Source organism: Bacteroidota bacterium (assembly GCA_016711505.1).
GTDB lineage: Bacteria > Bacteroidota > Bacteroidia > AKYH767-A > 2013-40CM-41-45 > JADKIH01.
In genome coordinates, this window is sequence record JADJSV010000001.1 from 114,279 (window position 1) to 140,670 (window position 26,392).

General features: G+C 37.6%; 25 protein-coding genes and 2 pseudogenes. 4 read left to right on the forward strand and 23 right to left on the reverse strand.

What is annotated here, in order from left to right:
* Positions 1 to 8 precede the first annotated feature (8 nt).
* The 8 genes and pseudogenes from thrS to IPL24_00515 form a co-directional block, all read right to left on the reverse strand.
* Positions 9 to 1,951 (reverse strand): annotated as a pseudogene (gene thrS, locus IPL24_00480) (threonine--tRNA ligase).
* 163 nt (positions 1,952 to 2,114) lie between these two features.
* Positions 2,115 to 2,693, reverse strand: coding sequence for a hypothetical protein (locus IPL24_00485; GenBank protein MBK8362195.1), 579 nt, complete (start codon positions 2,691 to 2,693; stop codon positions 2,115 to 2,117).
* A 16-nt stretch (positions 2,694 to 2,709) separates the two neighbouring features.
* Positions 2,710 to 3,096 carry a nucleoside triphosphate pyrophosphohydrolase family protein gene (locus tag IPL24_00490; GenBank protein ID MBK8362196.1) on the reverse strand — a complete coding sequence of 129 codons (387 nt, stop codon included), beginning with the start codon at positions 3,094 to 3,096 and terminating at the stop codon, positions 2,710 to 2,712.
* A gap of 110 nt (positions 3,097 to 3,206) precedes the next feature.
* Positions 3,207 to 4,838 carry an acyl-CoA carboxylase subunit beta gene (locus tag IPL24_00495; protein ID MBK8362197.1) on the reverse strand — a complete coding sequence of 544 codons (1,632 nt, stop codon included), beginning with the start codon at positions 4,836 to 4,838 and terminating at the stop codon, positions 3,207 to 3,209.
* Positions 4,839 to 4,927: 89 nt separating this feature from the next.
* Complete coding sequence (locus IPL24_00500) at positions 4,928 to 5,254, reverse strand: DMT family protein (protein MBK8362198.1); 327 nt, start codon at positions 5,252 to 5,254, stop codon at positions 4,928 to 4,930.
* 58 nt (positions 5,255 to 5,312) lie between these two features.
* On the reverse strand, positions 5,313 to 6,137 hold the full coding sequence (locus IPL24_00505; protein MBK8362199.1) for a glycoside hydrolase family 16 protein: 825 nt from the start codon (positions 6,135 to 6,137) through the stop codon (positions 5,313 to 5,315).
* A gap of 26 nt (positions 6,138 to 6,163) precedes the next feature.
* A complete protein-coding gene (locus IPL24_00510; GenBank protein ID MBK8362200.1) occupies positions 6,164 to 6,607 on the reverse strand; it encodes a tyrosine-type recombinase/integrase in 444 nt (147 codons plus the stop codon).
* Positions 6,595 to 7,041, reverse strand: coding sequence for a site-specific integrase (locus tag IPL24_00515; protein MBK8362201.1), 447 nt, complete (start codon positions 7,039 to 7,041; stop codon positions 6,595 to 6,597). Before IPL24_00515 ends, IPL24_00510 begins: the two co-directional genes overlap by 13 nt.
* 146 nt (positions 7,042 to 7,187) lie before the next feature.
* Here IPL24_00515 and aroQ point away from each other — a divergent pair, with 146 nt between their 5' ends.
* Positions 7,188 to 7,616 (forward strand): type II 3-dehydroquinate dehydratase, encoded by a 429-nt coding sequence (gene aroQ / locus IPL24_00520; protein ID MBK8362202.1) that lies wholly within the window; start codon positions 7,188 to 7,190, stop codon positions 7,614 to 7,616.
* Here aroQ and IPL24_00525 read toward each other — a convergent pair.
* From IPL24_00525 to IPL24_00540, 4 genes are all read right to left on the reverse strand, one after another.
* On the reverse strand, positions 7,609 to 9,261 hold the full coding sequence (locus IPL24_00525) for a DUF2723 domain-containing protein (GenBank protein MBK8362203.1): 1,653 nt from the start codon (positions 9,259 to 9,261) through the stop codon (positions 7,609 to 7,611). The genes aroQ and IPL24_00525 overlap by 8 nt on opposite strands.
* Positions 9,216 to 9,533 (reverse strand): DUF2723 domain-containing protein, encoded by a 318-nt coding sequence (locus IPL24_00530; protein ID MBK8362204.1) that lies wholly within the window; start codon positions 9,531 to 9,533, stop codon positions 9,216 to 9,218. Before IPL24_00530 ends, IPL24_00525 begins: the two co-directional genes overlap by 46 nt.
* Positions 9,534 to 9,697: 164 nt before the next feature.
* A complete protein-coding gene (locus IPL24_00535; GenBank protein MBK8362205.1) occupies positions 9,698 to 10,654 on the reverse strand; it encodes a DMT family transporter in 957 nt (318 codons plus the stop codon).
* A gap of 4 nt (positions 10,655 to 10,658) precedes the next feature.
* On the reverse strand, positions 10,659 to 11,306 hold the full coding sequence (locus IPL24_00540; protein MBK8362206.1) for a YggS family pyridoxal phosphate-dependent enzyme: 648 nt from the start codon (positions 11,304 to 11,306) through the stop codon (positions 10,659 to 10,661).
* A 102-nt stretch (positions 11,307 to 11,408) separates the two neighbouring features.
* On the opposite strand from IPL24_00540, the gene IPL24_00545 reads away from it, so the two are divergent.
* The gene (locus tag IPL24_00545) at positions 11,409 to 11,978 is read left to right on the forward strand and encodes a glutathione peroxidase (protein ID MBK8362207.1); all 570 of its coding nucleotides are present in this window, start codon (positions 11,409 to 11,411) and stop codon (positions 11,976 to 11,978) included.
* 295 nt (positions 11,979 to 12,273) lie between these two features.
* Here the strand turns inward: IPL24_00545 and IPL24_00550 are convergent, their stop codons facing one another.
* The 4 genes from IPL24_00550 to IPL24_00565 all read right to left on the reverse strand — a co-directional run bounded on the left by IPL24_00550 (position 12,274) and on the right by IPL24_00565 (position 16,008).
* Positions 12,274 to 13,518: a DUF1015 domain-containing protein gene (locus tag IPL24_00550; GenBank protein ID MBK8362208.1), complete on the reverse strand. Its 1,245-nt coding sequence runs from the start codon at positions 13,516 to 13,518 to the stop codon at positions 12,274 to 12,276.
* 15 nt (positions 13,519 to 13,533) lie between these two features.
* Positions 13,534 to 14,610, reverse strand: coding sequence for an alanine--glyoxylate aminotransferase family protein (locus tag IPL24_00555; GenBank protein MBK8362209.1), 1,077 nt, complete (start codon positions 14,608 to 14,610; stop codon positions 13,534 to 13,536).
* 114 nt (positions 14,611 to 14,724) lie between these two features.
* Positions 14,725 to 15,594: a hypothetical protein gene (locus tag IPL24_00560; GenBank protein MBK8362210.1), complete on the reverse strand. Its 870-nt coding sequence runs from the start codon at positions 15,592 to 15,594 to the stop codon at positions 14,725 to 14,727.
* A 66-nt stretch (positions 15,595 to 15,660) separates the two neighbouring features.
* Positions 15,661 to 16,008 carry a 4Fe-4S dicluster domain-containing protein gene (locus IPL24_00565; GenBank protein MBK8362211.1) on the reverse strand — a complete coding sequence of 116 codons (348 nt, stop codon included), beginning with the start codon at positions 16,006 to 16,008 and terminating at the stop codon, positions 15,661 to 15,663.
* Between the two features lie 110 nt (positions 16,009 to 16,118).
* Between IPL24_00565 and IPL24_00570 the strand changes: the two genes are divergently transcribed.
* Positions 16,119 to 17,192 (forward strand): acyl-CoA reductase, encoded by a 1,074-nt coding sequence (locus IPL24_00570; GenBank protein MBK8362212.1) that lies wholly within the window; start codon positions 16,119 to 16,121, stop codon positions 17,190 to 17,192.
* A 105-nt stretch (positions 17,193 to 17,297) separates the two neighbouring features.
* On the opposite strand, the gene lepB is transcribed toward IPL24_00570, so the two are convergent.
* From lepB to IPL24_00600, 6 genes are all read right to left on the reverse strand, one after another.
* Entirely contained in the window at positions 17,298 to 18,458 is a 1,161-nt protein-coding gene (gene lepB / locus IPL24_00575) for a signal peptidase I (protein MBK8362213.1), read from the reverse strand.
* Positions 18,459 to 18,623: 165 nt separating this feature from the next.
* Positions 18,624 to 19,367: a 4-hydroxy-tetrahydrodipicolinate reductase gene (gene dapB, locus IPL24_00580; protein MBK8362214.1), complete on the reverse strand. Its 744-nt coding sequence runs from the start codon at positions 19,365 to 19,367 to the stop codon at positions 18,624 to 18,626.
* Between the two features lie 28 nt (positions 19,368 to 19,395).
* On the reverse strand, positions 19,396 to 19,953 hold the full coding sequence (locus IPL24_00585; protein MBK8362215.1) for a hypothetical protein: 558 nt from the start codon (positions 19,951 to 19,953) through the stop codon (positions 19,396 to 19,398).
* A gap of 17 nt (positions 19,954 to 19,970) precedes the next feature.
* Positions 19,971 to 20,870 carry a ParB/RepB/Spo0J family partition protein gene (locus IPL24_00590; protein ID MBK8362216.1) on the reverse strand — a complete coding sequence of 300 codons (900 nt, stop codon included), beginning with the start codon at positions 20,868 to 20,870 and terminating at the stop codon, positions 19,971 to 19,973.
* Complete coding sequence (locus IPL24_00595; protein MBK8362217.1) at positions 20,860 to 21,675, reverse strand: ParA family protein; 816 nt, start codon at positions 21,673 to 21,675, stop codon at positions 20,860 to 20,862. The genes IPL24_00590 and IPL24_00595 overlap by 11 nt, the downstream gene beginning before the upstream one ends.
* A gap of 18 nt (positions 21,676 to 21,693) precedes the next feature.
* Positions 21,694 to 22,374 carry a metal-dependent hydrolase gene (locus IPL24_00600; protein ID MBK8362218.1) on the reverse strand — a complete coding sequence of 227 codons (681 nt, stop codon included), beginning with the start codon at positions 22,372 to 22,374 and terminating at the stop codon, positions 21,694 to 21,696.
* A 375-nt stretch (positions 22,375 to 22,749) separates the two neighbouring features.
* Between IPL24_00600 and IPL24_00605 the strand changes: the two genes are divergently transcribed.
* Positions 22,750 to 23,124 (forward strand): PUR family DNA/RNA-binding protein, encoded by a 375-nt coding sequence (locus tag IPL24_00605; protein MBK8362219.1) that lies wholly within the window; start codon positions 22,750 to 22,752, stop codon positions 23,122 to 23,124.
* Positions 23,125 to 23,349: 225 nt separating this feature from the next.
* Here the strand turns inward: IPL24_00605 and uvrA are convergent.
* Positions 23,350 to 26,297, reverse strand: a pseudogene (uvrA, locus tag IPL24_00610) (excinuclease ABC subunit UvrA).
* Positions 26,298 to 26,392: the final 95 nt, after the last annotated feature.

Genomic DNA, 26,392 nt, shown 5'->3' on the forward strand with positions numbered 1-26,392 from the left:
AATGTAATTTATTGTTTGTTGATGTTTAAGCTATTATTTATTTCGTCCTGAACCATTTTCGCGAACTCTTCGAGTGTGAAACTTCCAACATCTCCTGAGCCGTGTCGACGGACTGAAACTTTATTATCGTTGAACTCCTTTTCTCCGATTATGAGCATGAAAGGAATCTTTTTCATCTCAGCATCACGGATCTTCTTGCCAATTGTCTCATCTCTATTGTCAACGAGTCCGCGAATATCGGAATTTATTAGCAATTGTAAAACTTTTTTAGCGTAGTCGTTGTATTTTTCGCTTATACTAAGGATACTTACTTGTTTGGGAGCTAACCAGATAGGGAAATTGCCGGCATAATGCTCAATCAGGAATCCGATGAACCGTTCGTGCGTTCCCAGAGGAGCTCTGTGAATACAAATTGGCGTTTCCAGCTTATTTTGGCTGTTTTTGTATGTTAATCCAAAACGGGCAGGAACTGCGAAGTCAACCTGATTGGTCGCAAGGGTGAACTCCCGGCCAATAGCACTCCAAACCTGAACGTCGATTTTAGGTCCGTAAAAAGCTCCTTCATCCGGAACTTCAATATATGGGATGTTGGATTCGATCAAAACTTTCCGAACCATGTCTTCCGTTTCCAGCCATAGTTCCGGCTGATCAACATACTTTTTGCCTAATTTTTTCGGCTCATGAGTTGAAAAACGCATGACGTATTTATCGATGTTGAAGATCTTGAAATACTTCAGATACATTTCATTCACAGCTCTGAACTCATCTGCAAATTGTTCTTTCGTACAGTAAATGTGTGCATCATTCATCTGAAGACAACGAACGCGCATCAAACCAAACAACTCGCCTGATTGCTCGTAACGGTAACAAGTACCATACTCAGCAAGACGAATAGGAAGGTCCTTGTAACTTGGATTCAGTTCTTTGTAGATCTTATGATGATGCGGACAATTCATTGCCTTGAGATAGTATTTCTCTCCTTCAAGAATCATCGGCGGATACATACTTTCTTCGTAATATGGCAAGTGTCCACTTGTAAGATACATTGATTCTCTTGCAATGTGTGGAGTACGTACACGTTCATAACCTGCCGCTTGTTCAGTTGACTTTGCAAGCTTTTCAGTTGTTCGATGATGGCTCCACCATTCGGCATCCATAAAGGTAAACCCGGACCAACATCATCATCGAATGTGAAGATCTCCAGTTCTTTTCCGATACGTCTGTGATCGCGCTTCTTCGCTTCTTCGACCATTACAAGATATTCATCCAATTGACTCTTCTTTGGAAATGTAATTCCATAGATACGTGTCAGCTGTTTGTTCTTCTCATCGCCACGCCAGTAAGCTCCGGCAATGTTCATCAGTTTCACAGCCTTAATAAAACCTGTGTCAGGAATATGCGGACCACGACAGAGATCAGTAAAATTTCCCTGCTTGTAAAATGTGATGGTTCCATCCTCAAGATCATTCAACAGATCAAGTTTGTATTCATCACCTTTGGCTTTGAAAAATTCTATTGCTTCACTTTTAGGGACTGATGTCCGCTCATATTTTGAACCTTTCTTAGCAAGTTCAACCATCTTATCTTCGATCTTTTTAAAATCGTCGGAAGAGATCACGTTGCCACCAAGGTCTATGTCATAGTAAAATCCATTGTCAACAGGTGGGCCAATACCAAATTTCACACCCGGATATAGTTGTTCCAATGCCTCAGCCATTAAGTGAGCGGAGGAGTGCCACATGGTATTCTTACCTTCTTTATCATCCCAGGTCAGCAATTGTAAAGTGGAATCTTCCATTATGGGACGCGATGAGTCCCAGGTTTCTCCATTTACTTTTGCAGCCAGTACGTTACGGGCCAGTCCTTCACTGATGCTCTTAGCGATCTCATGCGAACTTGTTCCTTTCGGATACTCCCTGACATTCTTATCAGGGAAAGTAATTTTGATCATAATTTTATGGGTAATAAGAAGGGCGAAGATAATAAGATTTTCAGCTTTTTATTAACCAGTTTGAAGTGTTTTAGTAATTTCTTAAACTTCCTCAACAAAAGCTATTCAGAACCAAAACGAAATTTTAGAAATTGATGATAAAAATCTTGTTTGATGGGTGGTTTCATCCCCAATCGTCGCATACGATATTTTTTTTGACTTCATCTATACTACCTGAAGCGTCAATTTTATAGATAAATCTTATTCCAGAGCTGTAGTAGGATTGTTTAATCCACATTTCAATGAAAGAATATTTATCCCAGATCAATGGTGATGAAAATCTTATTAAGTAATTATTATCAGATTCCCCATTGAGTTGTGGAGTGATTAAACTCGTCATTTCAATTCCGGGAAATTCCTTTAAATCAATTGGAATATTTTTTACTTTGATTTGGTCAATTAGCCTTTCCCACTTAGTACTATCCGTTTCACCTGAGATAATATCGTCTAATGAAAGATTGAAATAATTACCAATTACAAATGAACTAGGCTCCCATAAAGTTGAATCCAAATTTATAATTATTTTATTTTTTTTCTCAAATTTAAGCCCAGTACATTCTCCTTTAAATAAGTTACTGTTTAGTTGGTTTTCACAAAATTCTGCCAGTATTTTTTGATAGACAGAGTTATTGGTTTGTGCTACTAATTTACTATTTGTAAAATAAATCAGTGCAAAAAGAATAACTCCGACTTTTTTTATCATACGTGATTATTGAAAATCATTTCTCTAAAACACTTTTTATATCAGGCAAAAAATAATTTTCACTTTTCATGATTTTTCCGTCTTCACGGTAGATCGGTTTGCCATTATCATCAAGCTTACTCATGTTACTTCTGTGAATCTCATCGAAAACTTCTTCGATCTTATGCTGAAGTCCATGTGCTATGATCGTTCCGAAAAGGATATACATTTTATCCCCTAAGGCATCTGCAATGAGAGTGAGATTTCCTTCTTTGCAGGCTTCAAGGTATTCATCATTTTCTTCCTGCATCAACCGATGGCGGAGGTCGACGATCCTGTCGCTAACACTTGAATTGGGCGTTTCATGAAATTCCAGTCCGAAGGTTTCATGGAACTCTTTTACTTTATTTATCTTTTCTATCAGGCTCATCGAATTATATTTTTATTAATTTTTTCACTTTTCACTTTACACTTTTCACTTTTCACTTTCACTTTTCACTTCACTTTTCACTTTCACTTTTCACTTTTCACTTTTCAAGTCTGTATTATCCCTACGTTATATTGTTTAGTGATAGGAGAGTGGTTGGCTGCTTCAATTCCCATGGAGATCCATTTACGGGTCTCAGCAGGATCGATGATAGCATCGAGCCACAATCGTGATGCAGCATAATAAGGAGAGATCTGCGAATTATATTTGTCTGTGATCTTCTTCAGCAATTCTGTTTCATCTTCTTTGGTGATCTCTTTACCTTTTGCTTTTAAAGCACTCACCTGAATTTGCAATAAAACTTTTGCTGCCTGTGCGCCACCCATAACTGCTATTTGAGCAGTTGGCCACCCAATGATAAATCGTGGATCATATGCCTTACCGCACATTGCATAATTTCCGGCACCATATGAGTTCCCAATAATTACAGTAAATTTTGGAACAACAGAATTACTCATGGCATTTACCATTTTCGCTCCGTCCTTAATGATTCCACCTTGTTCACTTCTTGAACCAACCATAAACCCGGTTACATCCTGCAGAAAAACGAGTGGAACTTTTCTCTGATTGCAATTCATAATAAATCGAGCAGCTTTATCTGCAGAATCAGAATAGATGACTCCGCCGAATTGCATTTCGCCTTTTTTGCTTTTCACAACCTTACGTTGATTTGCAACAATACCAACTGCCCAGCCATCGATTCGTGCAATTCCGCAAATAATACTCTGTCCGTATTTGTCTTTGTACTCATCGAACTCACCACCATCAACTAAACGAGCAATGACTTCATGCATGTCGTATTGTTTTGATGCTTCACTCGGCACAATACCGTAAAGTTCTTTTATACTTTTAACTGGTTGAACAGTTTTCACTCTGTTGAATCCTGCTTTTTCGAAATCTCCAAGTTTGCTGAAAATATTTCTGATGTGATCAAGTGCAGCTTTATCATTCGGAAATTTATTATCAGTAACTCCTGACACTTCACACTGTGTTGTTGCTCCACCTAATGTTTCGTTGTCGATGTCTTCGCCGATTGCTGCTTTTACCAGATAAGATCCTGCAAGAAAAATAGATCCGGTCTTATCAACGATCATAGCCTCGTCGCTCATGATAGGTAAGTATGCACCACCGGCTACACAACTTCCCATGATCGCTGCAACTTGTATAATTCCCATAGACGACATAATTGCATTGTTGCGAAAGATGCGTCCGAAATGTTCTTTATCAGGAAAGATCTCATCCTGTAAAGGAAGAAATACTCCTGCACTGTCTACAAGGTAAATGATCGGTAATCTGTTTTCCATTGCGATCTCCTGAAGACGAAGATTTTTCTTGCCACTCATAGGAAACCAAGCTCCGGCTTTTACAGTTGCATCATTGGCAACGATCACACATTGTTTGCCTGAAACATAACCAACTCCGGCAACAACTCCTGCAGCAGGACAACCACCGTATTCCGCATACATGTCTTCAGCAACAAAAGCACCGATCTCAAAAAAGTCTGTGTTTTTATCGATCAGATATTCTATCCGTTCACGGGCAAGCATCTTTCCCTGCTCTTTTTGTTTTGCAGCATTTTTTGCTCCACCACCTTCTGCAATTTTACTTTGTCTGTGCTTTAATGCGTCGACCAATTGCCGCATGGCATCTTCATTTTTATTGAATTCTATATCTGTCATAAGTTGGATGATGGGGGTAAAGATAAAGATGTATTTTACTCGGCAAGGATATGTTAATTAATTCATCCGAAACTGAAAAAACCATGGGTTCAATTCCATTTTTTAAAGATAAAAAATACTGCTAAAATCAAAAAGCCAAAACCTACCAGATAGTTCCATTGAAGTTTATCGGTCTTGAAAATAAAGATTGCACAAAATGAGAAGACTACCAGCGTAATCACTTCCTGTAAGATCTTTAATTGAAAGAGGTTAAATGGTCCGCCATTCTCATTGAAACCTAGTTTGTTAGCAGGGACCATAAACATGTATTCAAACAAAGCAATTGCCCAACTTATTAATATCAAGCCAATTAAACCTGTAGTCTGAAAAACGTTCCATTTCTTGAATTGTAAATGACCATACCATGCGAACGTCATGAAAAATTCGAGATGATGAGAAAGAGTATGGAAGTCAGTCCACGGATTAACATAAAAATTACTGTTGAGGATTTGGTGCCGGATTTAAGATTCCCGGAAATCTGAATGGTTTGAATTCAAACTTTGATATAACGATCTCAAATTCCTTGAGGTTTGAAGGTTCCGACATCTTGTACAACCAGACATTTATGCTGACTCTTTCGTTTATACTCATGTACTCTTTATTCGGTTTGATCTTATGATGTGAATAGTTTTTTTGAAAACATCCTTTGTTGTCTTCACTTTCATAAGCTGACTTGAAAACGATCTTCTTTTTTCGGATCTCTATTGTGTGTTTCGAGTTTTTTGTGAAATCAGTATTAAAACGATATGCTTCATCTTCTTTTGGTTGCATTACATACTGAGAATTCAAAGAATTGTCTTTTCCCCATTGAGAAAATTCTATGTCAACTTCTTTATGAAAATTTATAGAATCTTCTCTGTCGTACATAAATAATCCAACAACGATATCTTTATCCAAAGGATTTTCGAGTGAATCGATATGGAAAATATAGCTTCCATATCCAAGGTTATTCAGCATTCGTACTTCAGGACAATACCATTTGTCATTTCTCATCGTGAGTCTGAGATGGAGTTTGCCATTTGGATCAACATAAACATTTTCTTTTGAGCCTGAGAAATAATTTGTTCCCGGACCGGTATGTTTACCATAAGAATCTTTTATAGTCCATGTGTACCCGGAAAATTCAATCGTACCGGCTACATTCTTTGATCCGCTTACAATTTCAAAGTCATTTTTCCCATTCATGTCAATTGCAAATGCTACTATTAAAATAGAAAATACACTTAGTCCGATTAAAATACCTGTTAGTTTTAATTTCATCAATCTATTATTTTTTGAAAAGGAACTCATGCGCGAGGATGATGTTTTAATATCGATGCGCGTAAAAAATCGCGATCGAGATGTGTATAGATTTCTGTGGTGGTAATGGATTCATGTCCGAGCATTTCCTGAACAGCTCTGAGATCTGCTCCGCCTTCAATAAGGTGTGTTGCGAATGAATGGCGGAATGTGTGCGGACTTATACTTTTTTTTAAGTTTATTTTTTCTGCTAATTGTTTTATGATCATGAATACCATTACTCGTGATAATGGCTTTCCATTTTTATTCAGGAAAACGTAATCTTCGGAACCACCTGAAATATTCACATGGCAACGAATTTCATTGATATAAATTTTTATGTATTTAATTGCGACACTTCCAATGGGGACAAGTCTTTCTTTGTCACCTTTGCCAAGCACTTTTACAAAGCCAATTTCAAAGTGAACATTCGATAATTTCAGGAAATTAATTCACTCACACGGAAACCACAACTGTAAAGAGTTTCCAACATTGCTTTATTTCGGACTCCTTCCGGTTTACTTAGATCAATTGCATCAATCAGATTATTGATATCATGTACAGTCAGTGTATCAGGAAGTTTTCTACCCAGACGTGGTGAGTCCAGAAGTTGTGAGGGATCATCCGTTACAATATTCTCTATCAGACAATATTTAAAAAATCCTTTCAAGCCTGAAATGATCCGGGCCTGACTTCTTGCGCTTAGACCTAATTCATTTATCCATTGTAAAAATTCACGGAGATGATTTACTTTAATTTCGGATGGACTGAGAGCTTGCTTTGAAATGACAAGAAATTGTTCGAGCATATTCAAGTCATGCAGATAAGCTTCCACAGAATTTTCTGAAAGCGAACGCTCCAGTTTCAAGTAGGACTTGAAACCCATATTATAACTTTTCCAGCTCAGACAATTAGGTATTAGGTACTAACAAAAGTGCCGAAAATGAAGCTTTGAAAGGGATTTGATAAGAAAACTTTTCCACATTAAGAATTGAATAATTGTAAGTAATTTGCGGCAAAATCGACGCTTCTATGAACATCCATATAATTAACGGGCCAAATCTCAATCTGCTTGGTAAAAGGGAACCGGATTTATACGGCAATCTGTCATTCGAAGCTTTTTTCGAAGTATTGAAGCAGGAATTTCAGGAAGTAAATCTCTCATATTACCAATCAAATGTAGAAGGTGAGCTTATCAATAACCTGCACGAAAAAGGATTTAGTGTCGATGGAATAATTCTGAATGCCGGTGGTTATACACATACTTCAGTTGCAATCGGAGATGCAGTGGCGGCTATTAAAACTCCTGTGGTCGAAGTTCATATTTCTAATATTTTTGCAAGAGAAGAATACCGACACATTTCTTTAATTGCCGGAAAATGTATCGGCAGCATTAGCGGTTTCGGAATGGATTCGTATAAACTGGCAATCATCGGTCTGATGAATAGGAAGTCTATTTGATCTTGTAAGCAAATGACATACTTTTCTTTAACTCACGTTGTAATTTCATAACCTTCTCTTTTGCAAATTCTGCTTCTGCAACTTTATTCAAATTGTTATTTGCCTTATAGAACGAAATGTGATTATCAAGCATAGCCTGGAAATCTACCATCTTGTCTAATGAAGATGGGTCGTTCATCAATAACGGCGAGGACAGAAAAGCAAAATCCATCTTTAAGAAAGCTTCTGCACTGATCGAATCTCCGGGCTGCGAAGAGCTAAAACATCCACTGACATATCTGCCGGGCTGATAAAATTTATTTGTACTGAAAAAGTAATGGGCTTTCGGATCGGTCAGATAAAACCTGTTTTCTTTTTTACAGACTTCTTCTGTTTTAAGAACAAGATTTCTAAACGTCTGATTCAGAATTTCAGTACTCAGATCACAACCTGTATTGGTAATTTGTTCGGGATGTTCTTTTCCTAATTCTGAAATGTATTTATCATATTCGGGTTTGATCTTTTGATAAAATTCAGGATACAGAACAGGTAGGATTCGGTAATGCGTAAATTTCATGTCGTAGTTGATCACAACCAGATCCGTTCTGAAATTCTCAACTATCCGGAAATAGTAATATTGGATGATCGTGCTCCAGTCGGATATAAGTACAACACTATTTTTCGGAGCTGATTTATCGAGGAGTTCCATCAGATCAGAGCTGACAGGATAAGATTTTTTATTGTGGTCTTTGTAGTTGAATCCAATCTGAATTAAAATAAGTACAGGTAAAACAAATTTCAATTTCCATTTTTCTTCCCACATCAGACAGCCGATAAATACGGGAATTGTTAAGACAAGAAAAGGTAATAGGAGGTAAGCATCTGTACTTGACCACTGATTATTGTTCAACTGATAGATGAACATTGCGAGAAAATAAAAAATCGCTGAGTAAACTGCGATTTTCATTTTTCCTTTCAGCATTTCCCGGATTCCAATTAATAAGAATGGAAGCAAAACAAAAAACTGCATTGCCGTTAGTTTTAAAAAGAATGGGAATCGGGATGAAATGATATCGGTGCTGGCTGATGTCAGATTCTTTCCATAAGATCCTCCTTTGATATGATATAATAGCAGATCCAAAGTTTTAGGCTGACCAAACATGAATGGATAATCAGTCTGTGCACGCATGTACATCCATCCGTAAAAAATGAACATTACCATTGCAGAAGTTGAAGTCAGTACAATAAAAGCCTTTGATTTAAAGACGGCTGTTAATTTTTCTATGAATGAAATTTCTTTTTGTTTTTTCTTTTTAGGGTCATCCGGCGTATAACTAAATATTCCATCGATCAAAAAGAGAACGGCAACCGGAAGAAAAAATATCATAGTTAAATGATGGCCCGCCAGACCAAGTCCGATACCAATTCCTGCTATGACGATAAATGCAATATTTTTTTTGAATTGAAAACTGATCAAACCGAAAAGCAAGATCGACATGGTTAAGATCTGAAAGCTGTACACTTCAATATTATTAGCCCAAGCCCATGTAGTTGCTGCAGTTCCAAATCCAATCGCTGTAATCATTGAAATAAATCTGACAGATAGAGAATTGCCGGGTTTTAAATGATCTCCAATTTTGCAAACGAAAAATAAATAAGTAAACAAGCTGTCGAAACACAAATGGAAGCGAATGTGTTCAACGAGGTGATAGTTGATACATTTAATAAATCAGTCAGTTTTGTCCATAGTCCGGCAAGAAATATATAAGCAGGAGTACCGGGCGGATGTGCTATACTTCCCAGCTTTATTACTAATGCAAACTCACCGGCATCATCAAACATCAATGCATTAACAGATGTAAGTCGGTAGATTATAAATGGAATAAGAAAACTCAGTGTGCCAAAAATGAAATTAAGTAATGTGGTTTTATTTTTCATACTCGATTAACTGTAATTTTAATTATTTTCCGAAGAGGTTTATTGAAATTTTAACACTAAGATCACTAAGTTTTTAGCACAAGAACACAAGTGATACTTTTTTTCATAAGTGATCTTGTGACGAATTTTAGTGATCTAAGTGTTTTATTTTTATTTATTGGTTACTAAAGTAACTCTTGAATCCTATCCCTCCAAATTAAAATAATCACCCCCGACATAGCTATTGTAACTCCCAGTAACGACTGAAAGGTGATCTTTTCCTTGGTTAATATTCTTGCAACGAATAAAGCGAAGGCTGGGACCAATGAAAAAATAGTTTGTGCAATTGAAGGTTCAATCAATGAAACTGTAAATAGGGATAGAGATACCCCTAATGTCGGTCCGAAAATCGTTCCGGCAATTGCAAACTTGATCCCACCATCTTTATTTTCAAAGAGTGGTTTCATCACTGTTTTTATTTTCCCACGAAAAATCGTGAGGAGATATAAGGAGGATGTTGCAATTGTCAGCCTGATAAATGTTGCGTGAAAAGGGTTGATAGTAATAGCCAGTTCTTTTTCCATCAACATTCCTTTTTTTGCCAGAACTAATCCGGCACCCTGACAAAAGGCTGAGAGAATTCCTGCAATTACTCCTATTGTTATTTTTGATTGCTGATGAGTTGGAATTTTATCTCTTTCTTTTTTACCCAGACTGATAAAATTTACTCCGATGATCGTTATAAAAATTCCGATTATGCCAATGTATGAAAGTGATTCGTCGAGCAAGATCCAGGCCAGACAAAGTGCAGCAGCAGGAGCAAAGGTTGTCAGGACGCTTCCTAGCCTGGCACCTAAAACAGAGTACGCTTCGAAGGCAAAATAATCTCCTATTGTTAATCCAACTATTCCGGATAGTCCTAGCCATAGCCAGGCTTGAGTATATTCAGAAGAAAATATTTCACTGAATGCTTTTGAGTCTACTGCGAAACTGATGATTGTTATGAAACACAATGCGAGCAATAGTCTGAAATGATTCAGAGAATTCGATCCTAATCTTCTTGCTGCTTGTGTGAATGGAAAAATGCAGAATGACCATGAAAGTGTTGTAAGTAAACCGAAAAATATTCCTGGGTTCAACATGTCATTAACTTCTTGAGCCAAATATTGCCGATCCAATGCGGATCATTGTGCTTCCTTCATTCAAAGCGATCATGTAATCGCTTGTCATTCCCATGGAAAGTGTATCTAATCCATGCGACTTATGTTTGTCGTAAAACTGTCGAAGTGTTTTAAATTCAGTTCTGATAAGATCATTGTCTTCCGTGTTTGAAGCCATACCCATAAAACCTTTGATGGTAATATTTTTCAGATCCGGTAATAATGATCCGTTGAAAAACTCATCTGCTTCCTCGAAACTCAATCCGAACTTGGTGTCTTCGGTGGCAATGTAAATTTGCAATAAACAATGCGCCATGATATTCTGCTTTTGTGCTTGTTTATTGATCTCGACCAGTAATTTCAGACTATCAACTCCATGGATCAGCTTTGTGACAGGTAGTATGTTCTTAACTTTATTAGTTTGTAAGTGTCCTATGAAATGCCATTCTACGCCATCAACTTTCATTGCCTTTTCCAGCAATTCCTGCACGTAATTCTCCCCGAAAACATGTTGTCCATGACTCTGAAGTTCTTTAATTGCTTCAACAGGTTTTGTCTTGCTAACTGCAACCAGCTGTGCGTTAAAGGGCTTGAGTTCAGAAAGGATCCTCTGGTAGTTAAGGAGATTGATCATCGGGGTGTAAAGTAACTTTTACTGATTGAAAGGAACAAATATGGCTAAAGATTGTTATTAATGGTATCATTGTGGAAAAATTCATTTTATTTCAATTAAAGTATGTCAATAAGTAAAAAAGTTAAGTCGATTAAATATGCTATCAAAAATTTCCTGTTTGCATTCAGGAAATATTCAGGTAATAAAAGTAACCTGAAGTCAATCTATGACCGGACTTTTGTTGATGATGAAGGGAAGACTGTTAACCTTTCAGAGTTCAAAGGTAAAAAACTACTGATCGTGAATACAGCCTCTGCTTGTGGTTACACATATCAGTATACTGATCTTGAAAAATTGTCGGTTGAAAATAAAGACAAACTGAATTTGGTAGCTTTTCCGTGCAACGATTTTGGTAAACAGGAGCAGGGTAGTAATGAAGAGATCCAGAGTTTCTGTAAAGTAAATTTTGGTGTAACTTTTAAAGTCTTTAAGAAAACAAAAGTTAAACGTTCAGATAAAAATCAGATTTTTCACTGGCTCACCAATTCCGAACTCAACGGTTGGAACGATCAGGTTCCAATGTGGAATTTCTGGAAGTTTTTGATCGATGAAGAGGGACGGTTGGTTGCTGTCTTTCCTTCGAGATATTCGCCGATTGGTGGTGAGTTGTTGAAAATGTTGGAATGTGATTAAACGATCTTCCATTGCGGTTGTGTATATCGCCCTTCAGGGCTCCAATAAAAAACATATAGCGCTGAAGGCGCGATATTCGTCAGCGACGGGCAACGCCCATCGAAATGAAGGCGCGATATTCGTCAGCGACGGGCAACGCCCATCGAAATGAAGGCGCGATATTCATCATCGACGGGCAACCGTCAATAAAATAAATTTATAATTGAAATCAACAATTATTAAATCAAATGCATCAATCATTAGAAAAAATATATACATATTGATTTTAATGCGAAGTTTCTAAATCACTTCCAAATTAACCAAGCGAATGCAAAACCAACCCGCTCCGTAACTTCGGCTCAAACCAAGTCACCTTCGGCGGCATTGTTAATCCTGCGTCTGCTATGTCGATCAGTTGTTTCATTGTAACCGGATAAAGTGCGAATGCAACTTTCATATTGCCACTGTTCACACGCTTTTCAAGTTCACCCAATCCTCTTAGTCCGCCGACAAATTCTATTCGCTTATCTGTTCGCAGATCTTTAATATTTAAAATCGGTTCAAGTACTTGTTTGGAAAGAATTGTTACATCAAGTACTCCGATCGGATCGTTGTTATCGTAAGTATTGTCTTTTGCTTTCAGGCAATACCATTTTCCTTCCAGAAACATTCCGAATTCATGCAAGTGTATGGGACGGAATTCGCTTGTTCCTTTTTCTTCCACCTCAAAACCTGATTTCAATTTTTCCAGAAACTCTTCTTTGGAATTTCCATTCAGATCTTTTACAACCCGGTTGTAATCCATAATGGCAAGTTGATTGTCCGGAAAATGTACTGCAAGAAAATAATTGTAATTTTCTTTACCGGTATGATTCGGATTTTTTTCCTTCATTTCTTTTCCGACCAATGCTGCTGCTGCGGTTCTGTGATGGCCGTCTGCTACATAAGTTGCCGGAAGTGAAGCGAAATGTTTTGTAATGTCTGCAATCTGCTTACCGCCTTTCACGATCCAGAAGGTGTGACTGATCTTGTCTTCCGTTGTAAAATCATATTCGGGTTCTGACTTGATCACTTCATTGACGATCTCATCAAGTGCAGGTAAATTCGGGTATGCAAAGAAAACCGGTTCGTAATTCAATTTGCTGTAACGAACATGATTCTTTCTGTCTTCTTCTTTATCAGGGCGAGTTAGTTCGTGTTTTTTTATAACATTGTTGAAGTAATCATCAATTGATGCAGCACCAACAATTCCATATTGCCGACGGCCATTCATAGTTTGTGCATAGATGTAGTAATATTCTTTATCATCCGTAAAGAACACACCATCTTTCACCATTTTATTGAAATTCGAAATACCTTTCTCGTAAATTTCGGGAGTGTAATGATCGTGCTCATCAGGAAAATCGATTTCAGGTTTTATGACATGATAAAAGGAGATAGGATTACCTTCAGCTTCTTTACGCGCTTCTTTTTCATCCAATACATCGTATGGTTTACTTGCTACTTTCAATACATTTTCTTTCGTCGGACGAATGCCTTTGAAAGGTTTTAGAATTGCCATCGTATTTTTTTTAGATCAATTTAATTTTAAGATTCTTTCCATTGCTTCAGTCAATACAATGAGATCATCGATCGTAAGATCGCCCATGTGACCGATGCGGAAAGTTTTATTTTTTAATTCGTTGTAGCCATTTGAGATGACCATGTTTTCTTTCAAAAGTTCTTTGTTGAGTTCTGCGACATTGATGTTTCGCGTATTCTCTATCGTCGTCACGGTCATCGATTCAAATCCGGGCATAACATGCAATTTGAAAAAATGACTTGCCCAGTTGATCATGTATTCAGCCATTTCAATATGACGGATGAAACGATTCTCAATTCCTTCTTTCATGATGCGATCGAGTTGGAAGTCCATTGCAAACATGTGTGACAAAGAAGGAGTGCAGGAATACTGATGATCTTTCTTGTCGATGAATTCACACAGCGTCAGAAAATCGAGATAATAACCTCTGTGACCAATACTCTTGAATCGTTCTTCAGCTTTATCAGACACAGATGCCAGTGACAATCCCGGAGGAAGTGCCAGTGCTTTTTGCGATGAAGAAATACAAACATCAATTCCCAAACGATCAACCTCAATTTTCGCACCACCTAATGAACTCACAGTATCTACTAACCAAACTACATCCGGATATTTTCTGATCACTTCAGCAATAGCATCGATGGGATTCATCAAGCCTGTTGAAGTTTCATTATGTGTTAAAGTAACAACATCGTATTTTCCGGTCTTCAGATATTTGTCAACTGTTTCCGGCATATTCGGATGACCGGAGATCTCTTCGTGAAGATCTGCTTCAATACCATTCAGTTTAGCCAGTTCATGCCATCTTTTCCCAAAAGCTCCTACAGAAAAAACGATCGCTCGCTTCTTAGTTGCTGAACGAATTGCACCTTCCATTAAACCGGTCCCTGAAGATGTACTCAATACAATTTTGTTCTGAGTAAACATCAATTGCTTGAGTTTATTGGAGATGTTCCGTTGTAAGTCAGACGCTTCCGGAGTCCGGTGACCCATCATGGGTGTTGCCATTTTAGCAAGCACATCAGGATGAACGTAGGTAGGACCGGGGATGAATAGTTTTAAATTCTCCATTTATACGAGATTGTTTTGGTGCGCGAATTTAATAAAAAGCGCACTAATGTGACTTAAAATGTCACATTGAAATGAATTAATAATTCCTGTTAATTTGGGAAAATTTCGATTTCGTTATTTTTCAGTAGGCTGAGGCAACTCCTTCACTGGCGCCGTCTCCGACCTCGCATCCACATCCTTATCCAACACATACCGCCCTTTTTTCAGATTGAACGAATCATACGTTCCATCCGGTCCGGCTTGAGAGGAGAGATCAACATCAGTGGATTTTGAACGAGGAGTGCTGATATGATCGAGAATAATTTTCTTGCCATTGTTTTCAAATCGCATAGACATTGAAGCTTGCGAATTAAAAGAATAGATCAAACGATTTTTATAAACGGAACCTGATTTCAACAATGGAAAACCAAATTTCAGTTCACCTTTATCTATGTAACACACTTCAATTACTTTTTTAGTAATCTGCTGATTGAAACCTTTCCATCCAAGCAAAACGAAATAATTTTTTCCTTTGTACTTCACTTTGTTGACTGCATAATATGCAGCACCAAACCAGCGATCAGCTTTTAATTTTTCTGATTCAGGTTTTTGAATGATGGAAGTTGAGTCGGAGAGAAGGAAAGTCAGGATACTGTCTGTCTTCTCTTCTTTGATTTGCACATAACCAAAATACATGTACTTATCTCCTGCGTAATTCGGGAAAGTCCAGGAATAAATTTTGAAACGATTCTCTGCATCTTTTACTATAGATACATTTTTGAAATCAGTGAATGGATTTTCAAAAGAATTTGCGCTATTCAGACTATCTGTAAAGCGCTTTTGAAATTCACTGGCAGCATTTGTTCGTATGGAATCATTTTCTCCACGTTGCATTTTCTGAATCAATACATGCAATGAATCTGAATTTTGCGCAGAACTAAAGTGCGGTTTAAATAAACCGAGAATAGCAAGAGTAAAGAATACAGAAATATTTTTTGAAAGCATCGTATAAAAAGAAAGGCCGCAAAGTATGAACGTTTGGCGGCCTTTATTATTTTTTTATGGAATTAGTCAGCTGTGCATTGCTTCTTTTTTGCCAAGCAATACTTCTTTTGGTTCGCGGTAATTAGGATCGTCTACACAACAATCAACCGGACAAACGGAAGCGCATTGTGGTTCATCGTGGAAACCTACACACTCTGTACATTTATCAGGGACGATATAATAAACATCCATTGCAACAGGAGCCTGAGGTGCGCTTGCATCGATATCAGAGCCATCGATTCGCTTGAAAGTTCCTTTTACTGATGTTCCATCTGACGCGCGCCATTCAGCACCGCCTTCATAAATTGCATTATTGGGACATTCCGGTTCGCATGCACCACAGTTGATGCATTCTTCGGTAATCATAATTGCCATATCTGTATTCTTTTGTGGTTATTTAGATTTGTACAAAAATAAATAGAAAAAGTTCAAATCAAAGCAACATCCCATCTTCTTTTCGATTTCTCTGTATTATCTTTGTCCCAATGAATGATATTAAGAACGTTTCTAAACAACTAGGACTTGTATTAAAGTCGAAAGTTGATCAATATACTGCTGATCCGCTTGCTTTTACTGACCTCAAAGAGGTGATGATCAGAGCGTTTCAATCGAATGGGTGGTTTACGGAGAAGAATATTCTGCTCGCTTTGACACAATGGGCAGATGCACTCACTGAAAACAACATTGAACGCTGGCTTGAACCATATCAGAGTATTTCTTTTCAATCTCCTAAAAGGATAGGGGTTATCAATGCCGGAAATATTCCTTTTGTCGGATTACATGATCTCATCTCTGTATTAATCAGCGGTCATATCTATCACGGAAAAAATTCTTCCAATGATAAATATCTTTTACCATGGATTGCAAAACTGTTGATCGAGATCGAACCGGAATTGAAAACCCGGATTCATTTCGTTGAGAAATTAAATGAAATCGATGCAGTCATTGCAACCGGGAGCGATAATTCTTCGCGCTACTTCGATTATTATTTCGGAAAATATCCGCACATCATTCGCAAAAATAGAAATGGAATTGCAATTCTCACCGGTGATGAAACAACCGATGAGTTATCACTTTTAGGAAAAGACATTTTTCAATACTTCGGATTAGGTTGCAGAAATGTTTCCAAAATGTATGTTCCGAAAGATTACAACTTCAATAAATTTTTCGAATCGATCTACAATGAAAATGAAGTAATGAATCATACGAAGTATATGAACAACTTCGATTACAATAATTCAGTGCTGCTCTTAAAATTAGTTCCGTTTTTGCAGAATGGTTTTCTGATCATAAGGGAAGAGGAAGTTATTCCGTCGCCGATCTCCATTGTACATTATGAAAAATATGAAAACGAAAGCTTGTTGTTTGAAAAATTAATTCCTCTTAAGGATCAGTTGCAATGTATTGTTTCTAAAACTCAGTTGCCTCCTTCATTGAAAAATCTTCAGGTAGGTTTTGGAAAAACGCAGGAACCGGCTCTTTGGGATTATGCGGATGGGGTGGATACGCTTGATTTCTTACAAAAAATTATAACACTGAGTGCACTAAGATCACAATAAGAACACGGAATACTTAGTAGTCTTCTTGTGATCTTAGTGCACTCAGTGTTTAATTTTCTTTGCAAATAAGATTCGCAAATTTTTTCTTTAAACTTTCAATTTAATTTAAAGATCCGGCGTCGGAATCGTATTAAACAGTCTCTTCCATCTGATCTTACTCAAAAACTCTCCATGAGTATCCCAACTCATCCAGATGAACACTGCCTTACCGACAACGTGATCCTCAGGTACAAATCCCCAAAAACGTGAATCGGCGGAGTTGTGTCTGTTATCACCCATCATGAAATAGTAATTCATTTTGAATGTATAGTTGGTTGCAACCTGACCATTGATGATGATCTGTCCATTGCGTTCTTCCAGTTTATTCTGTTCGTATTCACCGATCACTTTTCTGTAAAGTGAAATGTTGGAAGTGTCAATTTTTATAGTTGCACCTTTTTGCGGAATATATAGCGGACCAAAGTTGTCGACATTCCAGTTAAATCTATTATCAAATGGAAAAATAAAATCCTGATAGATACCGGCAGGGACAGTGTTGGCTTCAATTCGTTTTACATTTCCAAATCCTTTCATTTCATCAGCTTCTTTGGCTGTGAGATGGAAATTAAATTCTGTTGGAGAAAGCTGTTCTTCTCTTAATTGTAAGCGCTGTACAGCCTGATATGAGAATCCGGAGCCATCAGTCATAACATGATATGATGATTGTGCAAATTCAGGATTCGGATAATGTTTATTGCCTATGTAAACTTGTCTTTCTCTGATAGTAATTGTATCACCTGCTACACCAATGCAACGTTTAATGTAATTTTCTTTTTTGTCGATAGGACGGCCTTCATTTTCTGCTGGCCAGTTGAAGACAACACAGTCACCACGTTTTACATCACCGAATCCCGGTAAGCGATGGTAACCGATCTTGATCCATTCCAGATAAGATTTTCCACCAACCAATGGCATAGTGTGATGAGCAAATGGGAATGAAAGCGGAGTCATCGGTACGCGCGCACCATAACTTACTTTTGATACAAATAGAAAATCACCAACCATCAACGATTTTTCCATGGATGGAGTTGGGATAGTATATGCTTCAATGAAAAACGTTCTGATGATCGTTGCAGCAATTACCGCAAAGATGATTGCATCGATCCATTCACGTGTTGCTGATTTTCTTTGTCCCGGTCTTGATTTTAGAAGGAACCAGACTCCTACAGTAAATATTCCGAATATGATATCCTTTATAAGATCCCAGTTTATTTTGAATCTGCTCATCGTTGTGTTTTGGTGGTTATTTTCGTGGTAAACTAAAACAATATTATGAATTTAGTTTGATTTTTCTATTAGTATCCTGATTGCTACCAAAATACGTTTTAATCGCACTTTTATTTGTTAAACCGATGTTAAACAATCATAAGTACCATTACTTTATGGAATTACCTACAGTTGAAGCATATCTTTCATTGTAAAGACTCCTTTTTTCCCTTGCAACCATTCTGCTGCTGTCAATGCACCGATTGCAAAACCTTGTCTGCTTAATGCCTTGTGTATAATTTCTATTTCATCAACATCAGAAAAATATTTCACGATATGAGTTCCGGGAATTTCATCTTCACGGGTTGAAAAGATCGGCAATTCGCCATCACTTTCAGCACCCATAGTCACACTTTCATCTGTTTTATAATTTACCCAGTGTTTTACTCTGTCAATATTGTCAATCACATCCTGGGCAATAGTAATTGCAGTTCCACTCGGTGAATCAAGTTTTTCAAGATGATGACTTTCATGAATAAGAACTTCGTCATACTGAGTTTGTGAATTCATCAGTTGCGCTAATTTTTTATTGACTTCAAAAAACAGGTTTACTCCGATGCTGTAATTGGCAGCATAGAAAAATGAACCTGCCGATTCTTTACAGTCTTTTGAAATTGCATCAAGCTGGTCATACCAGCCTGTTGTTCCACAAACGACAGGTACTCCGGCTTTAAAACACTTTCTGATATTCTCTGCAGCAGAATCCGGTCGCGAAAATTCGATTGCCACATCGGCACCTTTCAGATCACCTGTGTCGATATATTTTGAATTGTTTACATCAACACGTAATACGATCTGATGTCCGCGTCTTAAAGCGATTTGTTCAATGGTCTTACCCATTTTACCATAACCTATCAATGCAATTTTCATGTCTTTTTATTTTTGAAATTATATGGTTCTATTTGAATGTAAAAGTTAGTTGCAAGCCTGCCTGCATATTTCTTCCCGGTGCCTGGAACAGAGTAGGGGCTGTGTGCATTGAGAGGTCATCGCTGATATCAAAATCCATCAATTGCGAATCAACGTAGGCATCAATTATATTGAGTGTATAAAGAACACCGGTAAGAATATAACACAGATCACGGTTTCTTCTGTAAAAATCTTTTCTTACTGTAAGATCTGCATCGCTGAATCTTGGAAACTGATCGATAGTAGTTGAATCGTTATCGTTTCTGAGAATCAAAGCTGATTTATATTTCTTGAATTCTGTATTGTTGGTGCTGATGAAGTAGTATAATGTACCGAAACCTGCATACAAAATCGGTAACTTCCAGTATTTTTTATTATACGCTTGTCCCAAACCGGGAACTACAGCTGAAAATAATGCTGCACGGTTTGCACGATGTTTTGCACTCAAGCTGATTGAATCTTTCTGAGCGCTTTGCGCATTTGAAACTGATGCCAGCGACAAAAAAATAAAAGTTGAAAAAAGAAATTTGACAATAGTCGATTTCATCGGCAATTGACCGCTGATCAGTAATTAAGTAATTCCAGTACGCGATTCAGATCTTCATCATTCTGAAATGGAATAACAATCTTTCCGCTTCCATTATTCGCTCTCTGCAACTGGATCTTAGCACCGAAATGGCTTGTCAGTATATTTTGAATTTTGCTGAACTCAAATGAAAGCTGATCTTTCATCTCGTCCTTTTTCTTTTTAATTGTCGATTTGTTTCCGGTCTCTCTTGCAAGCAATTCAACATCGCGTACACTCAGATTTTTATTCAGGATCTCACGATAAATGTATAATTGTTTGTCGATATCCTCGACACCTAAAATAGCCCGTGCATGGCCCATCGATATTTTACCATCACGTACAGATGCCTGGATATCCGGTGGCAACTTTAATAATCGTAAAAAGTTTGTTACCGTACTTCTGTTTTTTCCTAAACGTTCGCTGAGTTCTTCCTGCGTTAATCCGCATTCATCGATCAGACGTTTATAACTCAAAGCTACTTCAAGTGCATTCAGATCCTCCCGCTGGATGTTCTCGACAATAGCCATCTCCAGCATTCCCTGGTCATTGGCAACTCTGATATATGCGGGAATTGTTTTTAAACCTGCCAGCTTTGAAGCCTTATAACGACGCTCACCTGATATGATCTGGTATTTATCATATCCAAGTTTACGAACTGTGATCGGCTGAATAATTCCTTGTTCTTTTATCGAAGTAGAAAGTTCTCCTAAAGCAGTATCATCAAAGTCAACACGAGGTTGAAATGGATTTGGTTCAATCTGCTCTAATGGAAGTTGTGCTATAGAACCTACAACACCACCGGTTGCAGCGGAATTTACATTCGATGTAACATCGCTATCGGAACTTTCCAGTAATGCACTTAGCCCTTTACCGAGTGCGCTCTTTTTAATTGTCATCAGTTACAGCAATTTTTTTGTCCGCCTCTTTGATCTTCGTCAGATTATTTTTCTGCAAGATCTCGCGTGCAAGATTTAAATAATTTACAGAGCCTTTACTGGTGGCATCATGCATAATAATGGTTTGTCCGAAACTCGGAGCTTCACCTAATTTTGTATTCCTCTGGATGATCGTATCAAAAACCATTTGCTGAAAATGTGTTTTCACTTCTTCAACAACCTGATTCGATAATCTCAAACGACTGTCGTACATAGTCAGTAGAATTCCTTCAATTGCTAACTCAGCATTCAAACGACTTTGAACGATCTTAATCGTATTCAATAATTTCCCTAAACCTTCCAATGCAAAATATTCACATTGTACCGGAATGATCACCGAATCCGCTGCGGTAAGCGCATTGATCGTTACAAGTCCAAGTGAAGGTGAGCAATCGATTATGATAAAATCATAATCAGCTCTGATTTTCTCCAGCACATCTTTCATTTTCCGTTCACGCTGCGACAGATTGATCATTTCAATCTCTGCACCTACAAGGTCAATATGTGATGGAAGCAGAAACAAATTCGGTGTTTCTGTTTTCAGGATAATATCTTTCGGATCAGCTTCATTGATGATACATTCGTAGATGCTGGTCTTTATTGTACGTGGATCGAATCCTACTCCGGAAGTAGCATTTGCTTGTGGATCGCTGTCAATCAATAATGTTTTATATTCCAACACGGCCAGACTTGCAGCAAGATTCATTGCTGTAGTGGTTTTTCCAACTCCGCCTTTTTGATTGGCAATTGCTATGATTTTTCCCATAGGATTTATTTTTGTTAATCAGATTTCTCTTGTTTCACCAACGGATAATAAGAATAATTCTTTTCCGCTTAGTTCAAATTTTGTTTTTGCTTCTTTTGCTTCAATTTTTATATGATCAAATGTATCGAAGTGCATACCGATCACTTTATCACAACGGATAAAATCAGATGCAATGACTGCATTATCGATTCCCATTGTGTAATTATTTCCTATTGGCAGAAATGTGTAATGCATTTTCTTGAAATCGCCAATGAGTTTCATGTCGAGGTGCAATGCAGTATCTCCGGCATAGTAGAAATTGAAATCTTCACTTTCTACCAGGAATCCCATAGCGTTTCCGCCATAAGAACCGTCAGGCAATGAACTTGAATGGACAGCATTCACACACTTGATTTTACCGAAATCAAAGATCCAGTGACCGCCGATATTCATGGCATGCGTATTTGTAATTCCGGCCTTTTTAACCCATTCAATGATCTCGAAATTGGAAACGACAATTGCATTTGTCTGTTTTGCAATTTCAATAAGATCAGCCACATGATCCCAATGTCCGTGAGTGACAAGGATATAATCAGCTTTTATCGACTTAACATCGATTGCGGCAGCCAATGGGTTTGGACGGATGAATGGGTCGAATAAAATTCTTTTCCCACTAATTTCAACTAAAAAGCAGGAATGACCGTAATAAGTTAATACCATAATTGTTACACAAAATGCAAAAATAAGCGATTTATCTGCTGATTTTGCCTTAAAGTTACAAACAATTATTAATGCTAAAACGGATGATCTCTATAGAGCTAACGCTATGATCTGTCCTCTATTTTCGATCAGCAAAAGTTGACAGCAATTAAAAGCAGAGGTGATATGGGTGTCTTCCATCTCTTTTCTAATATATCAATAGAAGTTTCGATATTTAACATTAATGCTTGATTTTTAAGACTATAAAGGTTATTTGCTCAATTAATTTGCAGGTTCCGGCAACCTTTCTCAAAATTAATCTGTTACGTTTTTTGCACATATAAATATTTTTCTATTTTTGTCACGTTCCATTTAAAACTAACCATATTAAGCTATATGTCAGAGCACAATAATCAACGGGAAGAGGTTTTTTCTAAATCAGTACGTGCCGGAAAACGGACTTACTTTTTTGATGTAAAAAGCACGAAAGCAAATGACTATTATCTTACGATCACGGAAAGCAAAAAACGTCTCGGAAATGATGGAACTCCTTTTTACGAAAAACACAAGATCTTTCTTTACCGTGAAGACTTCGAAAAATTTTTAGACGGAATGAATGAGGCTTTTGATAAAGTTCATTCAATGAAAGGGAATGAGCCTGTAAGTTACAATCATGACCATAGTAATTATAATGAGTCAGAAGATTCACCCGCACCGGATCAGAATACTACATCGTATAGTGATGTGAATTTTGATGACCTGGGTAAATAATACCTGGATTTTGACCGGGATTTTTAAATGATTTCTGGATTACATGGATTTGACCTGAATTTTTTACCGGGATTTATACCTGGATTTTTAAATGATTTCTGGATTACCTTGATTTTTTACATGGATTTTAAATATGATTTCTGGATTACCTGGATTCATTATATCCGGCAATTTTTTTACTTCACAATCCATTTCCCGGTAATCAATTAATCCATTAAATCCCGGTTAAATCCTGGTAAACTGCCCGCTAAACTTTTCCTTCAGAAATTCTCCCGTAACTGACTCTTTACATTTAGAAAGATCTTCAGGTGTTCCTTCGAAAATAATATGTCCACCGTTTTCGCCACCTTCAGGACCAAGGTCAATTGCCCAGTCTGCACACTTGATAACTTCTGAGTTGTGTTCGATCACAAGAATAGTATTGCCCTGATCAAGTAACATATCAAATGCCTTCAGCAATTTCTTGATGTCGTGAAAATGTAATCCTGTTGTAGGTTCATCAAATATGAATAGGGTATGAGTGTGGCTATTTCCCTTTTGTAAAAACGAGGCAAGTTTGATCCGTTGAGCTTCACCACCTGAAAGTGTACTGGATGATTGTCCGAGACGAACGTATCCGAGACCAACATCAGCCAGCGGTTTTAATTTGGCTGCGATCTTTGCATCGTTATTGAACGACTTGATCGGTGAACCAAAGAAATCGATTGCTTCATCAACGGTCATGTTCAATACATCAGCAATGTTCACTCCTTTGTATTCTACATCTAAGATCTCCTGCTTGAATCTCTTTCCATGACAACTTTCACAGACTAAATGAATATCGGCCATGAATTGCATTTCAATCGTTACTTCACCTTCACCTTCGCATACATCACAACGACCACCTTCAACATTGAAAGAGAAGTGACTTGGTTTATATTTTCTTGAACGTGATAGAGGCAGATCTGAAAACAATCCGCGGATCTCATCATAAGCTTTTACATAAGTAACAGGATTCGATCGAGATGATTTACCGATCGGATTCTGATCAACAAATTCAATAGCTGAGAGTTTATTGTAATCACCACTAATTTTATCGAACGCACCCGTTTGTTCACCAAAACCACCGTGGATTTTTTTAAGCGCCGGATAAATTACTTTTTTTACAAGCGAAGTTTTTCCGCTACCACTGACACCCGTTACAACTGTCATTACTCCAAGTGGAATTTAGTTGTAACGTTTTTCAGATTATTTTCACGGGCACCTTCGATCTTAAAAAAACTTGTTGAGATCCTTCTCTTATATGGAAGTGGAATGCTTTCGCGTCCACTTAAATATTTTCCTGTATGACCATGATTATCTTTCAGGATCTCTTCAAACGTTCCCTGAAAGATCAACTCACCACCATTGCGACCTGCATCCGGACCAATGTCGATCAGCTGATCCGCAGCTTTCATTATTTCTTCTTCATGCTCAACGATGATCAATGTATTTCCAACATCGCGCAATGATTTCAGAACTTTGATCAGCCGATGGGTGTCTTTTGGGTGCAGACCAATACTTGGTTCATCTAAAATGTACATAGAACCGACAAGACTACTTCCTAAAGAAGTTGCAAGGTTTATTCTTTGTGATTCTCCACCTGATAAGGTATTGGAAAGACGATTCATAGTCAGATAACCTAATCCGACATCGCTAAGAAATTGCAAACGATTTGTTATCTCTACTAAAATTCTTTTTGCAACAGTAGTTTCATAAGGATTCAATTCCAGTTGAGCAAAAAACTCACGGCTTCTTGTTACCGGCATTAGTACAACATCAGTAATTGATTTTCCACCGATCTTTACATAATTGGCATCGTGTCGTAATCTTGTTCCGCGACATTCCGGACAAATAGTTTTACCACGATAGCGTGATAGCATAACACGGTATTGAATCTTATAGGTTTGTGTTTCTACCCATTTGAAAAATTCTGAAAGCCCGCCAAAATAGGAATTGCCTGTCCAGAGTAATTGTCTTTCTTCCGGTGTAAGCTGATATATTGGACGGTGTATAGGAAAATCGAACTTGTATGCTTTTTTGATCAATGCATCATTCCATTCTTTCATTTTCTCTCCACGCCAGCAAACAATTGCATTCTCATAAACAGAAAGTGATTTATCAGGAATAACCAGGTCTTCATCAATTCCGATGATCGATCCGAAACCTTCGCAGCGCTTACATGCACCGAAAGGATTGTTAAAGCTGAACAGTTGAGTGCTTGGCTCTTCGAATGTCATTCCATCAGCTTCATATCTGTTGTTGAATGGAACTGCGAGATTTTTTTTATCGTCAGGAATAAGAATTGAACACTCACCGTGACCTTCAAAAAAAGCTGTCTGAACTGAATCGCTCATGCGCGATAAATTCGCTTCGTCGTCTGCTGCAGTCACACTTAATCTGTCGATTACGATCTGAATGGAAGATGCTACAGGTGCAAGAGGAACAGCAGGTTCATCCTGAACTTCAGTTTTCTTTTTCTTAGTAGGTTTTACTTTATCTTTTGCAACTGCACTTGAACTACTGATACTTTTTAAAAGTTTTTCGTGTTCTTTATTTAAAAGGTCTTCAATTTTATAAATAACTTCAGCAATACTGACACGAACAAAACCTTTTTGAATAAGTATATTCAGATCCTCTTCAAGAGTTCTGCCGGGATGTAAATAGAGTGGAGCAAGAATGAAAATTTTTGTTCCTTCAGCTAATGTTTGAATGTACTTTACGACATCTTCTACAGTTTGCCTTTTTACAACAGTTCCGGAAACAGGAGATATCGTTCTTCCCACTCGTGCAAAAAGTAATTTCAGGTAATCATAAATTTCAGTAGATGTTCCGACTGTGGAACGTGGATTCCTTGTATTTACTTTTTGTTCGATTGCAACAGCAGGTGAAATACCTTTTATGTAATCGACATCAGGCTTGTCCATTCTGCCGATAAACTGGCGGGCATAGCTACTCAGACTTTCAACATATCGCCGTTGTCCTTCAGCATAAAGTGTATCAAATGCCAATGAAGATTTCCCTGAACCTGATAAGCCTGTAATGACGATGAATTTATTTCTTGGAATAGCAACGTCTATATTTTTTAAATTATGTACCCGCGCACCTTTGATAATAATGAATTTGCGGGCATCTAATTGATCGATTTTTTGCATAGAATAATGAGAATCTGCAAAGATAAGGGAAATTGAATTCGTATTTCGATTTCGGATTTCGGATTGAGTGTTAACACAATCCGAATTCCGAAATC